Annotated in this window: 10 protein-coding genes; 3 read left to right on the top strand and 7 right to left on the bottom strand. The window is 51.5% G+C overall.

The window, feature by feature from the left end; all coding sequences use genetic code 11:
* Window positions 1-134: 134 nt before the first annotated feature.
* From P2G88_RS12145 to rapA, 5 genes are all read right to left on the bottom strand, one after another.
* Window positions 135-920, bottom strand: coding sequence for a hypothetical protein (locus tag P2G88_RS12145; protein WP_275796302.1), 786 nt, complete (start codon window positions 918-920; stop codon window positions 135-137).
* Window positions 921-1,364: 444 nt separating this feature from the next.
* A complete protein-coding gene (locus P2G88_RS12150; RefSeq protein ID WP_275796382.1) occupies window positions 1,365-1,688 on the bottom strand; it encodes a hypothetical protein in 324 nt (107 codons plus the stop codon).
* Between the two features lie 288 nt (window positions 1,689-1,976).
* Window positions 1,977-2,843, bottom strand: a complete 867-nt coding sequence (locus P2G88_RS12155; protein WP_275796304.1) for a DUF3530 family protein — start codon at window positions 2,841-2,843, stop codon at window positions 1,977-1,979.
* 75 nt (window positions 2,844-2,918) lie between these two features.
* A complete protein-coding gene (rluA, locus tag P2G88_RS12160; RefSeq protein WP_275796306.1) occupies window positions 2,919-3,623 on the bottom strand; it encodes a bifunctional tRNA pseudouridine(32) synthase/23S rRNA pseudouridine(746) synthase RluA in 705 nt (234 codons plus the stop codon).
* Window positions 3,623-6,445, bottom strand: a complete 2,823-nt coding sequence (rapA, locus tag P2G88_RS12165; protein ID WP_275796309.1) for an RNA polymerase-associated protein RapA — start codon at window positions 6,443-6,445, stop codon at window positions 3,623-3,625. The genes rluA and rapA overlap by 1 nt, the downstream gene beginning before the upstream one ends.
* A gap of 393 nt (window positions 6,446-6,838) precedes the next feature.
* On the opposite strand from rapA, the gene P2G88_RS12170 reads away from it, so the two are divergent.
* The gene (locus P2G88_RS12170) at window positions 6,839-8,233 is read left to right on the top strand and encodes a PhoH family protein (RefSeq protein ID WP_275796311.1); all 1,395 of its coding nucleotides are present in this window, start codon (window positions 6,839-6,841) and stop codon (window positions 8,231-8,233) included.
* 63 nt (window positions 8,234-8,296) lie between these two features.
* Window positions 8,297-9,625: a thioredoxin fold domain-containing protein gene (locus tag P2G88_RS12175; protein ID WP_275796313.1), complete on the top strand. Its 1,329-nt coding sequence runs from the start codon at window positions 8,297-8,299 to the stop codon at window positions 9,623-9,625.
* Here P2G88_RS12175 and P2G88_RS12180 read toward each other — a convergent pair.
* Window positions 9,611-10,546, bottom strand: a complete 936-nt coding sequence (locus tag P2G88_RS12180; protein ID WP_275796315.1) for a hypothetical protein — start codon at window positions 10,544-10,546, stop codon at window positions 9,611-9,613. The two genes, P2G88_RS12175 and P2G88_RS12180, sit on opposite strands and share 15 nt — an antisense overlap.
* Before the next feature lie 158 nt (window positions 10,547-10,704).
* Window positions 10,705-13,257 (bottom strand): TonB-dependent receptor, encoded by a 2,553-nt coding sequence (locus P2G88_RS12185; protein WP_275796317.1) that lies wholly within the window; start codon window positions 13,255-13,257, stop codon window positions 10,705-10,707.
* 254 nt (window positions 13,258-13,511) lie between these two features.
* On the opposite strand from P2G88_RS12185, the gene P2G88_RS12190 reads away from it, so the two are divergent.
* Window positions 13,512-14,144, top strand: a complete 633-nt coding sequence (locus tag P2G88_RS12190) for a c-type cytochrome (protein ID WP_275796319.1) — start codon at window positions 13,512-13,514, stop codon at window positions 14,142-14,144.

The following is a 14,144-nucleotide window of genomic DNA, read 5'->3' on the forward strand; positions in this document are numbered from 1 at the left end:
AATCCCTACGTATAAATCTGGCAATGGTGTTTTAACTTATTCATTTACAGTTGGTGCCGCCGGCTGATTTGCCCTAGCCCTGTTGAAAAAGCCCTTTGAGTCAACAACAAGGCTATTTCAAACGGGTTCTTTCGTCACTTTTTGTAAGCGATTTCAATCCTGGTGTTGGCACCAGGAGCACCGACGATGCTGCCATCGATTTTGCTGATGGCGATATGCTGAGTTGACACATATTGCTCCATATCTTTGAGTAAATCGAAGCCGGGTGACATGGACTCCATCAGCAGCACAGTGTCGTCAGTAGATTGTTTGAATTGATAATTGCTTAGTTTGCGTTGGTAAAATGCAAGCACTTCCTCTGGCGAATCGGCCGTGGCAAATGTTGCGCTTGGCAGGGTGTTAACAGTGACGCCATCCCCTTCATAATCGAAAGTGCCACCCTGGGTCAGGTGAACCATAATTTTGCTATTCGGATACACAGGTAGCGTGATCTGATCTTCAGTACCTTGTGCGCTTTGAGACAGTAAGTTGAGGTTGCCTTGCATTTGCTGACGCATTTCCGATTTGGCTTTTTCCGCGAGCATATCGAGCTTTTTTTGTTGTTCTGGCGTAATGTCGGGTCCCAATTGGATTGCGTATTCATGAAAAGCGCGTTGTGCTGGCCCCCTATTTTCCATATCTTGCTGTTGTTCCAGATTGTTTAGCTTGTCATTAAGCGCTTCAGAATCGAGTTCTAATTGGTCCAACAAGGTGTACTCTGCATCAGTGAGATCATCTTTGTCATACAGGCTATCAATTTGTTGTTGGACCTTGGCTTGCTGATTTAGCAGCATCTCTATTTGTGCTTCAACCTTGCTTGCAAAAGCGTTGAGGCTGATCGACAGCGCCGTTGCCGTTACAAAGCTGGTGACTAATTTCATGGTATTACTCCTTTTCCATTATTTATTCCAATTAAAACAAAGATTATTGGAAGCAATATTTCCTTCGTTGCACTAAGTTCGCACACCGAACTACGTTGCCATTAAAGCCTCAGTTCTAAAAGACAACAGCCTTAATAACAGCTTATTAGGTTTAATTTGCGATAATGTCCGCTGTGGGTTGAGCAGGGTTTCCTTATTGCTTTCACTTAAATCCTTTTATTTCAACCTGTTAGCCAGGGCTGGATGGCTTATTCAGCCGTGTTTTTGCGGGGAAAGTGAGAACGGAGTGTAGACGAGGTCTCGATAAAAATGCAATGCTTAAACATTTTTCAATAATAACAATGTGTTAGGGGGGGCGAAGAAAACGAGAATTAATTCTCGATAATGCTGGAGCAAAACAGCAAAAAATGGCAGCTCTTTTTTAGCGGCAGATCATCCTCACGCCTAAGGTCTTACGCCCACACAATCCAGCGGATACTGGCCGTCACCTTCAAGGTACTCCAGGCAGGTCGTCAACTCTGTACGAAGATAAGGATCTTCCCGCAGATGGCTTTCCGGCCAGAAGTGAACCTGATGCAACAGATGCCAAAACACCCGTTCTTTTTGTGAAAAGGGCTCATCGTGCCTGGCGGCAAGCTGGTTCCATTCCTCCATGGTGTCCCAAAAGTAAAGATCCATCTCGCGATAGGGAATCTTCTGTTCCCAGAAAGCCCTGACAAAAAATGCCAACTGCTTGGCTTTGCGATTGATAAAACTTTGCACCGTCACCTTGATTTGCACGCATTTATAGTGATTTTCGTGGCAATGAAAAGGTCCTGATTTCATTGTCTGGCTGATTGAGGTTGCCCTTGTCAGCGCCTGCGGCTGATGCCGTGTGGGTTTTCCTGCCCCATTTCGCCGGCTGCTGGTCATCCGACTTTCAAAAAGTATAGACGGCTTTTAATAAAAGGCGCGCAAGCCCAATGATTGTGGGGGCTGAGGCTGAATTTATTTATTCAAATTCGGTGAGTTGATGAACATTCAGGTTGAATATCAGGGACCGCGGCGCAAGTTTCCCTACCAACCCATTGCAGTCAGCCATCCATAAATTTCTTTGGCCAGATAATGATGTTGTTGGGCGGGCAGTCCCTGGCCGATTATCTCCCGCTGCCGGTAGTGCAGCTTGAGGGACTTCTTGACCGCCAATTGGCGTTGTAAACGATGGGATTTAGACCAGTCATTGTCCCAGGCACTGAAAATATCCAACAGTGGCGCTGGCAAGCGAGCCATATAAGTTGCCATCTTGGCGTTTTCTTCCAGCAACGGCCAGAATGGGCTTACTGTCACCATGGCATCGGGGGCATTGGTTTTTCCCTCGGCATAGAGCTTTACCAACCAGGCGGCACTGGTACCTTGGGCAACCACCAGGAAAAATCCCGGATACCCCGAGGTGATTTCCTGCAACGCCAGTAAGCGCTGCAATATAGCCATTTCATGTTGCTCAAATTGCGCCTTGGTCATTGGTTTGGAAGGCTCAAATGCCTTGGGCATGGATGAATTTTCTTGCGTGTCTGGTGTGCCGTTAGTCGCACTGGAAGCAGACGGCTCCTCATAGGAGAACACCGTGTCCGGTGGCGCCATCAACACCGTTACCCAGCCGACTTTATTGAGTTCCGCTGCAAGGGGGGCCAAAGAGCTTTTACCAAGAGGTGGGCCCAATTCCCCTATCAACAGCGCCACTCCCTTGGTAATGGGGGTGGTATTTTCTTTTAGCAGGATGGCAAATTCGTCTTCGCCGGCCATCAGCATGCGGTAGTCGCTACTGGGCAGGGCATTTTTCAAATCTTCACTGAGTTTGAGATTGTCTTGCAGGTGCCCGTCAGACGCCGCCGCCGTGACGCCGAATAATAGAAAAAGCAGCAAGGACAAAAAAGATAACTTCATAGCGCACCAAACAGGTTTTAATGCTTATCGGAAAATTATCTATTTACTTTATATCAATCAAACACTTGGTATTGGTTAATCTTCTAAGCTGGCGCCGCTGTCTGGTAAGCCTGCATCGCCCAGGGAGAAAGGGGCAGGGCTATGAAAATCCATCCAAATACCGCTGGTTGGGTGGGTGATCCCCAGATAGCAGGCGTGTAGCTGCAGGCGCGGCGCCATCGTCAGGGCACGCTCATGGGCATAGAGCCTGTCACCTAAGATAGGATGACCCAGACTGAGCATATGCACACGAAGTTGATGGGAGCGGCCGGTGACAGGCACCAGCTCTACCAGGGATTCCGCGTCGTTTTGTGCGATGCTGCGCCAATGGGTCAGTGCGGGCTTACCGCGCTCATGATCCACCATTTGCTTGGGCCGGTTTGGCCAGTCGCAGATAAGGGGCAGATTGACCTCTCCTTGTTCCTGCTCAGGGGTGCCCCAAATCCTTGCCTGATAACGCTTCTTGGTCTGCCGTGTTTCAAATTGCCGCGATAAATGACGGTGACTGTGCGCATTGAGTGCCATCAGCATAATGCCGGAGGTGGCCATATCCAGACGATGCACCACCGTGGCTGTGGGGAATACCAGCTGTGCGCGCCATTGCAAGCTGTCCCGGTGTTCAGTTGCCTTACCGGGAACGGACAGCAGGCCGCTGGGCTTATCTAAAACCAGCAGATCCTCATCCTGATAGAGGATCCGCAGATAAGGTGACAACGGCGGTCGGTAGTCAATCAGCGCCATCAGTGACTGTTCACCACCAGACGCAGGGCTTCCAAGGTGACGGCCGATTGATTAATCAGCTGCCCCAGGGTTTCCAGTTGCCTGGCCTGATGCTGAATTTCTTCGTCACGAATACTGGGATTCAGTTTTTTCAGTGTAAGTAGCCGATCCAGCTCTTCACCGCACTGCTGCTGCATCTTGGTCATGGCCTCGTGGCGCAGCACTGCGGCCTGTTTATTGGCGGCCCCTGTGGCTTTGCCGAGTGCGGCCTCAATGGGTTTGCCCAGGGCCTGGATCAGTTGTTGGCCCATCTTGGCATTTACGCTTTGCAAGGCACCGAAGGCAATGTCTTGCACCTTGCCTTGGGCATCCAGGCAAATGCGAATTGGGGTGGGTGGCAAGAAGCGCTGCAATTGCAGACTTTTCTCGGCCCTGGCGCTTAATACAAACAAGCATTCAATAAAGTAACTGCCATTGGCCAGAGCCTTATTTTGTGAAAGGGCAATACTGCTTTTGCCCAGTACATCGGTCAACAGCATATCCAGGGCGTGTTGGATCATCGGGTGATCGGCGCTAAAGAAATGCACATCTTCTCTGGCAAGCGCGGTGGCACGTTCATAAGTGATGGTCAGGCCTTCTTCATCCAGGCCCGGCAGCTGATTAACCATGGATTCACCGGGGCGCAGGAAATAGCTGGATTCATCATTTTCCTCCTGCAATATGCCAAGACCATCAAAAAGCTGCGTCATAAAGCGTTCAAGGCGAGGCGATTGATCCATATCAGCAATGGCCTCTACCAAGGGGCCTACCTTATTGCGTCCGGAGGAATTCAGCTCTAAAAGCTTGTCACGGCCCGCTTCCAGCTTGCTCTTCAAGGCCTGATGCAGGCTCTGAGTTTGCGCCAGCAGAGCAGGGAAATCGGCTTCGGGGCTTTGTAACAGGCAGGCCAGCAAAGCGTCTTTGACCTCATCAAAAACCACGGTACCGGTGGGGCAGGTCTGCTCGAAGGCATTGAGTCCCTGATGATACCAATTAAGCAAAGATTCCTGCGCGCTGTCTTGAAAATAGGGAACATGAATCAGCACATCTTGTTTCTGGCCGATGCGATCCAAACGGCCGATGCGCTGTTCAAGCAGATCAGGTACCAATGGCAAATCAAACAACGCCAGATGATGGGCAAACTGGAAGTTACGACCTTCGCTGCCGATTTCACTGCAAATCAGCACCTGCGCGCCTTCTTCATTCTGGGCGAAGAAATTGGCCACCCGGTCACGCTCTACAATGCTTTGCCCTTCATGGAATACCCCGGCACGTATACCGGATTTTACCCGCAGGGCTTCTGCCAATTGCAATGCGGTGGCGGCACTGGCGCAGATAGTTAAGACTTTTTCGCCCTTAAGACGCTGAAGCAGTTGAATAAACCAATCAACCCGTGGATCGTCGTTGGTCCAATTCTCCTGAACACTGGGATGGCGTTCCGGGGTCAACTGATAAATCAGGGCCTTGTCGCCTTCCTTGGGCAACGCTGCATACAGCGCTGGTAATGGCAGTTCATGGCTTTGCAACTTGCGCTTGGGGAAGCCTTTAATACCGGCACGGCTGTTACGAAACAGAATGCGACCGGTACCGTGGCGATCGATAAGATGGCCAATCAGACGCTGTTTATCTTCTTCACTGGCCTGATTAATGCGCTTGAGTAGTGCCTGCTCTTCAGGGGCAAACACGCTGATGGCGGCAATCTGCCCGTTATCCAGCGCCTGGCCCTCAAGTAACGGGCCGATGGCGTTGGCCAAAGACGCATATTGTTGCTCTTCGGCCAAAAAGGCTTGGTAGTCATGAAAACGCGCCGGGTCGAGCAAACGCAGGCGGGCAAAATGGCTCTCATGGCCCAGTTGATCCGGGGTCGCTGTCAACAGCAGCACTCCCTTGGTGATAGCGGACAATCCTTCCACCACCTGATATTCCCTGGATGGCGCTTCAGAGGACCATTTCAGATGGTGGGCTTCATCCACAATCAGCAGATCCCAGTCGGCGGCCAGCGCCTGCTGGTAGGCTTTGTCGTTATTGGTCAGAAAATCCAGGCTGCACAATACCAATTGTTCGGTATCGAAAGGGTTGCCTCCTTCTTCGAGCAAGGACTCCAGGCGCTCCTCGTCGAAGATAGCAAAGGCCAGGTTGACCCGGCGGCGCATTTCCACCAACCACTGATGCACTAAGCTGGAAGGTACCAGGATAAGAACGCGGGAAGCGCGACCGGTCAGAATTTGACGATGCAGAATCAAAGCCGCTTCAATGGTTTTACCCAGACCCACTTCATCGGCAAGCAATACACGAGGGGCGAAACGGGAAGCCACTTCATTGGCAATATGTAATTGGTGGGGGATCAGATCCACCCGAGCGCCGGTCATGCCCAGCAAGGGCGAGCTTTGATGCTGATGTTGATGCTCAAGGCAGCCCAGGCGCAGATCGAACCATTTGGGGTCGTCAAATTGGCCGCTGAAAAGCCGCTGTTCGGGCTGGTCCAACTGGAAATGATGGTCCAGCATGGTCTCACGCAGCGCCACCTCTTTATGATTATCCAGGCGCTTACCATGATAGGTGAGTAGCTCATCCAGCTCTTCCACCCGCTCTACCAACATTTGCCAACCTTCATGGCTACGCACTTTATCGTCCACCTCAAAGGTGACTCGGGTCAGTGGCGCAGTGGCCAGGGTGTAAGTGCGGCTCTCGCCAGTGGCAGGGAACAGCAGGGTGACGGTTCTGGACTGACAGTCCACAACGGTACCCAAACCCAGTTCAGATTCGGTATTGCTGATCCAGCGTTGGCCCAGGGCGAAAGACATGATGGCTCCTATGCGATTTTGGGGCGCGCAATGTTAAGGGAGTTTTGGGGCTTGGGCAATTTTCACGGTGCCTTTTTTCATCCTTATACCATCGAAGCATAGGCCAATTTGCTGCGCTTTTGCGCTTGCTAAAATGCCCTCATTAATTAATAGCAATGGTAGGTAAAGTGTTTTATTGTGGAACTGTCAGGCTGTCCCATTCGGGTTTCTCCATTCGGGTTTCTCCATTGGATAACCTATGAGGATGCCAGCGGGGCTCGTACTTCTGCTGTAAAAGACGCAGAAAAGGCGAGAACCTACAGGACTGCCGGGACTGAGGGAACCTAGCAAAGGCGCAGGATTGGCGTGCCATCAGACGCCTCTCATCAGCGCTCTACACAGCCGGAGATGCGAATGGCTAGAAAAAAAGACCATACCAAGATCTACGTCCTCGATACCAATATTCTGCTTCACGAACCTTTCGCCTTCCTTTCCTTTAAAGAACATGATGTCGTCGTTCCGATGACAGTGCTCGAAGAACTCGATTACATCAAAGACAGCAAAAAAGATGTGTCACGGGATGCCAGAATCTCCATTCGCGCTATGGAAGATGTGCTGCACGAAGCCACCCCGGAAGAGCTTACTGCTGGGGTGAATCTGAAGGGACTAGGCTCCGGTGCGGCAGCGCCGACAGGACGCTTCTCGATCTTTTCCGACCATGGCATGCCCATGTCACAACAGGTATTTACCAGCAACGAGAACGATAACCGCATTATTAATGCGGCTTTGCACCTGCAACAGCGCAATGCGCCGCGCCAAGTGGTGCTGGTGACCAAAGATATCAATATGCGGCTTAAGGCCAAAGGCGCTGGCCTGGCCCATGTAGAGGATTACCGTACTGACCAGTTAATCAGTGATATCAAATACTTAAGTCGTGGTTATCACCGATTCGAAGGCAGTTTCTGGGATAAGGTCAAGTCGGTGGAAAGCCATACCGAAGGACGTGATGTGGTGCATTCCATCGATCGCAAGGTCTTCCCCGATGCCTATATTAATGAGTTTCTGATTGATGACAGCAAGCAGTTTGCCGCCATCGTCGAGGATATGACCTCTGAAACTCTGGAGATCCTCGACTTAGGCTATGAGCGACTGATGTCCAGAAAAGCCTGGGGGGTACACCCTAAAAATATCGGTCAGGGCATGGCACTGCATGCGTTGCTTGACCCCCACATCGACCTGGTGATCATGACCGGTCCGGCCGGCTGCGGTAAGACGCTGCTGGCCTTGGCCGCTGCCCTGGAGATGGTGGTAGAGCGTAAGATGTATGACAAGATCATCGTCACCCGTAACACCCCGGAGATCGCCGAGTCCATTGGCTTCTTGCCCGGTACCGAAGAAGAGAAGATGGCCCCCTGGCTTGCCGCCATCACGGACTCCTTGGAAGTGCTGCATAAAAACGATGAGAACGTCAAAGGCTCCATGAGTTACATCATGGAAAAAGCCAATATCCAGTTTAAATCGGTTAACTTTATGCGTGGGCGATCCATCCAAAATGCCATCGTCATTTTGGATGAAAGCCAGAACCTCACCGCCTCGCAGCTTAAAACCATTATCACCCGCTGTGGTGAGGGCACTAAGCTGATTTGTAGCGGCAACCTGGCACAAATAGACTCCAACTATTTGTCGCCGGTGACCTCAGGTTTGACCTATCTGGTAGAGAAATTCAAAAACTTCTCCGGCAGCGCGGCCATTAACCTTGATGGTGTGGTTCGAAGCCGACTGGCTGAATTTGCCGAAGAACATCTGTAGAATAGTGGCCGGCCTGTGTGCCGGCCTTTTTCTACCACCGCATAAACGAGTCTAAAGCCCATCATGCTTGCGCGTCTGTTCACTCAGTCTTTGTTGTTACTTTGTCTGTCTTTTACCTCCGTGGCTAGCGCCGGGGATATCCTTGAACAGGCCCTGGGGTTGTTTGATTTGTCTTTGGCCCAATTCAGCCAGGATCCGCAAAGCGGTTTGCTGCACGCCAAGACCCCCTATGCGTCTTACTACTTATCAGAGGATAAACGCTATTTATTAAAAGGCTATATGCGGCAACTGGAAGACAGGCCCCGCAACGAGGTGGAAATCACCGACAGGCAAGCTTTTAAGGCCGTCGAGGCAGAGATGATCACTGCTGCCGATGGTGGTGCCGATGAGGCCATTTATGTATTTATCGATCTGGACTGCATTCATTGTCGTTATCTGCATTCCCAGCGTGAACAGATAAAAGCCCTGGGCCTGACCGTAAAATACCTGGCTTACCCCCTGGAGGGACCCGGGAGTCGCGGTTTCGATAAGTTAAAAGCCGCCTGGTGCGCCGATGATCCGCTGGCGGCAGTGACCACACTGATGGCCGATGGCAACGTGCAAAGCCCCGACTGCAAGCTGGATTTAGCCTCTCATCAGAGATTGGGCGACAATATTGGTATCGGTGGTTTACCGACCATGGTATTGCCCGACGGGCAGATCTTACGCGGTCGGCGCACCGCATTGGATCTGCAAAAATCTATGCTCAGCAATGCCCTGCTAAAAGCCCATGATCTTGCTCACCTTATTCCGCTGCGTAATTGGCATCTAAGCTCGCTGACGCCTTCGGTGGTACCGGGTTGGTTGCAAGCCGAGGGCGGCTATCATTTTTTCTACCTTAAACAGGATGGTAATGCCCTGTTTATGGGCGAGATCCTGGATCTGCAGCAAGGCAGAGAAAACCTCACGGAAAGAAGTCGCCAAGCGCTTCGCGCCCAAGGGATAGCGCAGTTTAACGACAGCATGCTGACCTACCAAGCAAAGACCCAGAAGCAACATCTCTATGCCTTTACTGACCTGGACTGTGAACGTTGTCAGGCGCTACATCAGGCTATCCCAAAACTCAATGCAGCTGGCATAACGGTCAGCCTGTTAGCCTTACCGGCTGAGATCACTAGTTTGTACGAGCCGCCCTATGCCAAGGCCTGGTGTCAGGGTTTGCCGGATGTGGTTATTGGTGAGGATACGCAACTGATACCCGCTGCAAGTTGCGACATTGCGGAAGTGTTGCGCGAACACAGCTATTTTGCTTATCGCATGGCTGTGGGACTGGCACCGGTATTGATGTTGCCTGATGGGCAGCTTTTGCCCTTTTCCAATGAAGCTGATTTAGCCCTGTTACTGAGCCGCTGATACCCGTTCATAACTGAACATATTGCCCTGTATAGCCGCTTTGCTGGTGGCGGCGATTTCACCGATGGGCATCAACGCAGGTCCCGTGGGCTCGGCAAGCAGGTAGCGCATGCCTTCAATCTCAATGGTGGCATCCTGCTCACGATAAGGCAGTTGCAGACCAAGTAAGGCGTGATCCGGCAAGTAGATAAACACCAGCGGCATATTCGGTAGCATGGAGCGCAGCAAGGTCACCGCCAGGGTGGTTTTACTGTCACAGTCCCCCATATTGTTCAGCAGCACGCCTGAGGGCGGTAAAAAGCCGGCGCCGTTAGAGTCGATGCGGTTTTCCAATGGGCTGTAAGGGATGGTCTGCAGCCACCCCATTAACAGGTTCACATAGGCCCGCGGCTGGCTGTTGTCCAGCAGCAGTTCATACAGCGCCTGTGCGGCGGGCAGCAGGGGCTCGGCACTTTCGGCGGAATAGCGGGCGTGATCCGGCTTGATCCCTTCCTGACCTAAATAACTTTGAAAGCGGGCATAGTAGTTCGTTGCCAGGTAATCGTCGAAGGCAGTGTGGCGCAGCGTTCTGAAGGTCTCTTCCCATTTTTGCTGTAACAACGGCGAGGCGCCTTTGATCTCCACGCGCACATCCTGGCCGACTTTACGCACTTGTACTCTGGCCTGGCGCGGATCCACCTGCTGAGCCGCCTTTTGCATGGCCACCATAATGTAGCGCTGGGCTATTTGCGGCTGATACGACTTCAGATTGCGAAACTGATTGAAGATCTTGCTTTTGTCGAGGTTAAAGGCAATTTGGTGTTCGACTTTGTCGGCATCGCGCCAGCGGTAGGAAAGGGCCAGGCTGTTGTCGGTCTGTTCTTTGTTAAAGCTTAATTGCTGGGCATTGGCATCATTGACAAAGAATGAAAGTGCCAACAAAAAGGGCGCACAACAATGGGCCCAGCCATTGCGGCAGTATCCAGGTATGTAAGCTGTTAGTGCATTCGCCAAGTGCTATCACTTTGCAAATCAAGTCTTTAGCTAGTATGGCGCAGGAAAGAGAGGCGGACAACCTATGGAGGATGTCCGCCTTGAGATCAGAAGCTCTGACTGAACTCCACGCCCCACATACGCGGTAAGCCAGGGCTTAAGTTGGCAGATCCGGTGTTTTCCCCCTGACCGCCGTAGCCGCTTAGCAGATACTCTTCATCCAGCAGGTTGCGGGCAAACAGCGCCACCTGCCAGTCATCGTTACTGCGATAGGCAATACGGGCATTGACCAAGCTGTAACCTTCCACTTTGTTATCGCCGGTCAGTCCGGGTACCAGGGCCGGATTGACCGGCAATCTGGCAATGCTGTCGGCATCCCCTGCGGTGGAGCGTTCATCCACTGTGGTCACATCCAGATGCAACAGATATTCGCCATTGGCTGCCTCAATAAAATAATCGGCGCCCACAAACCAGCGGTTTTTAGGCACGCCGGCCAGTGGTTTGCCGGTCAGATCATCTTCTGCGGTTTCACCCACAAACAACGAGTACTTGGTGTATTCACTGTCCAGATAGGCGTAGTTGAAATTCAGCAGGAAGTTATCGGTAACCGCCCACTCTGATTCTATTTCCACACCCTTACCGGCGGCGTCAACGTTACGCACGTTATACACCGGAATGTTACCGGTGGAGCCGGTCAGACGCAGGATCTGTAAGTTGGTATAGTCATAGTCAAAGGCAGCAATATTGAGTTTCAGCTTGTTATCCAACAGGGTGGATTTCATGCCGATTTCCATATTGTCCACCTCTTCCTGATCAAAAGGTGGCGCCGCACCCAGGCTGTTAAAGCCGCCCGCCTTAAAGCCACTGGCAAAACTGGCATAGGTCATCAGGTTATTGGTCCACTGATAATCTAACACCACCCTTGGGGTCAGCTTGGTCCAGGTATTGTCCTGCTCGAAGGGTTGTACATTACCATTGCCGTCAAGGACCGGATTACCTTGGTCATCACGCAACACATACTCTGTGGCAAAGGCCAGGCCAAAATCCTGTGAGGGGACACCGGGGAAGGGGAAATCTATCTGGTTCTGGTACTGGGATAAAATGCCAAAGTCTTTTTCATCCCGCGTATAGCGCACGCCAAGAGTCAGATCCAGTTTGTCGGTAACCGGATAGGTCACATCAGCAAAGAGGGCATAGGAGGTGTAATCACCAAAGTTTTCGGTGACTTCAGTCCAGGGTTTGCCCAGGTTATGACGGGTGATACGCCAGGCTAAATCGTTGACTGGTACGCCGGTAACACCAGACAGAAAGGCCAATTCATTGGGGATCAATTGCAATAAGAAGTTGGTTAAACCAGTGCCCACCGGCAGATCCATAATACCAGGAACACCTAGCGATGGTGCGCCTGTGGGAGGTAGTCCGGCCGCGGCCAGGCTCTCATTGATGGCGAAGCTGTCCAGCGACTCCATCATAAATTCAGCGATGGTCTCCTGATGGATATCTTCATTGGCGTAAGTGGTGCCAACGGTCCAGCGCATGCCGCCATCGGTAACACCGGCTAAACGGAACTCCTGGCTGAAGAATTTTTGGTGTTCCAGGTTATTGGAGGAAAAGAATCCTCGGGCTTCGCCACTGCCATCATCTTCGGTATGGTTTTCCGTATCGAAACGACGATAAGCTGTAATAGAAGTCAGGGTACCAATATCCAACTCTTTATTGATCTCAAGAGAGGTACCAAACAGATGACGTGATTCCATGGCATCCATATCTGTCTCATAGACACCAAAGGGATGTAACCCGCCGCCACCTTGACGGTAGTAGCTGGGGTTGGCCGAATACACCGGACGGGCATCATTATCCATCTCTTCAAATTCGGCGCGCCAGATCATCTCCAGGCTGTCGCTTGGCACATAACGCAATGCGGTGCGAATGCCCTGGCTGCTTTCATCGCCCAATTTGACCCGCATTGGCTTGAAATCTTCATCGGTGCGCGGATTGGGATAACGAATGGCATCCACATAACCGCCACGGTCGCTGAAGTTAACACTGGTTCGCCAGAACAAATCGTCACTGATGGCGGTATTGTAAAGGCCTTCGAACTGACGTTTGTTCAGATTGCCCAGTGTGATGCGATAGTTGCCTTCGGTATCGTCGGTGGGCTTTTTATTGATGATTCGCACAGCACCGGCGGCGGTATTGCGGCCAAACAAGGTGCCTTGAGGTCCCTTGAGCACTTCCACCCGCTCAACATCATTAAAATTCATCAGTGCAGAGCCGCTGCGACCTACATAGACATCATCCACATAGATGCCGACGGCCGGGTCGGCACCAATCCCGAAGTCGTTGGTACGAATACCACGGATATCGTATTTGGGCTGGGTTGGCGAGGTGACATTGGTTTCAAACCCCGGGGTAATATTGCCCAGGTCATTGATGCTTTGCGCGCCAATTTTGCGCAGGCTTTGCTCCGAAAACGCACTGATGGCAATAGGAACCTGCTGAATATTCTCGACCCGCTTCTGAGCGGTCACTTCCAATACTTCAATGCCTACACTTTCCTTGTCTGGGCTCTCTTGTGCTGATGCGCTAAAACCAAGCAGGGCGGTGGCGACGCTGGCGGCAACCCATGTCTGGCGAAATGCCTTATGACTGTGCTCCATTAACTTCCCCAAGTCTTTGTTGTTTATTGTTTTTTTGCAGGATGCATTAGGACATTGGAAGCCCCGGAGGTCCATCCTGATTTTTTACTGAAAAGAGTGATCCGATGACCAAACCAGTTTCAGCATAATGAATCTCTAAATTAGCCGCAATGTAAAAAAAACGTTTTAATTGGTACTATGGTTCCACTAATATGGGCGAAGATCAAGTTTCCTGATAACGAGGTGGGCAGGTGCCAAAAATCAGCTGTATAAAGATGCAATACATAAAGGGCCGCGCATTGTCAGCAATGTTGTTGATGATAAGTGGATTATCCACCTTTCCCTTTAGCGCCGCTGCCATGGAGGCACCCAAGGAATTCGCCACTTGCGCCGCCTGCCATGGCACCAGCGGTGAAGGTAATGTGGCATCGCAGGCACCGGTGCTGGCGGGATTATCAAAAGACTATCTATTGCGACAAATGGCCCATTTCCTATCCGGGATCCGCGGTGGTGAGCTCGACAGCCTGAGTGCCCAGCAGATGAAACAAGTCAGCCAAAGTCTGCTCGCCGAAGATAAGACGAGAAACGCCATTGCAGAGTACTTGGCTGCGTTGCCCGCTCCCAAATTGGATTACTCGCAATTGGGAGATATCAAAAAGGGTAATAGTTATTATCAAAACAATTGCGGCGCCTGCCATGGTGGCAACGCCCAGGGCAACGAAGCTATGAAGGCGCCAAGACTCGCCAATCAGCACCCGGACTACCTGCGCCGTCAGTTTATGGCGTTCAGAGAAGGCGTCAGAGGTAGCCACGTTGAGGACAAGCCGGGGCGACAAATGGCGATGATGGCCAAAGTGCTTCCCCAAGATGTGCTCGACGACGTACTTAGCTTTATTGCGAGTCAGTAG

The sequence above is a fragment of the Aliiglaciecola sp. CAU 1673 genome (assembly GCF_029223185.1).
GTDB lineage: Bacteria > Pseudomonadota > Gammaproteobacteria > Enterobacterales > Alteromonadaceae > Bowmanella.

What these genes read in the sequence shown, in the direction of transcription:
- P2G88_RS12155 (WP_275796304.1), bottom strand. Translation starts at nt 2,843, where the DNA reads ATGAAGTTATCTTTTTTGTCCTTGCTGCTTTTTCTATTATTCGGCGTC.
- P2G88_RS12145 (WP_275796302.1), bottom strand. Translation starts at nt 920, where the DNA reads ATGAAATTAGTCACCAGCTTTGTAACGGCAACGGCGCTGTCGATCAGC.
- P2G88_RS12185 (WP_275796317.1), bottom strand. Translation starts at nt 13,257, where the DNA reads ATGGAGCACAGTCATAAGGCATTTCGCCAGACATGGGTTGCCGCCAGC.
- rluA (WP_275796306.1), bottom strand. Translation starts at nt 3,623, where the DNA reads ATGGCGCTGATTGACTACCGACCGCCGTTGTCACCTTATCTGCGGATC.
- P2G88_RS12190 (WP_275796319.1), top strand. Translation starts at nt 13,512, where the DNA reads ATGCAATACATAAAGGGCCGCGCATTGTCAGCAATGTTGTTGATGATA.
- P2G88_RS12170 (WP_275796311.1), top strand. Translation starts at nt 6,839, where the DNA reads ATGGCTAGAAAAAAAGACCATACCAAGATCTACGTCCTCGATACCAAT.
- P2G88_RS12175 (WP_275796313.1), top strand. Translation starts at nt 8,297, where the DNA reads ATGCTTGCGCGTCTGTTCACTCAGTCTTTGTTGTTACTTTGTCTGTCT.
- rapA (WP_275796309.1), bottom strand. Translation starts at nt 6,445, where the DNA reads ATGTCTTTCGCCCTGGGCCAACGCTGGATCAGCAATACCGAATCTGAA.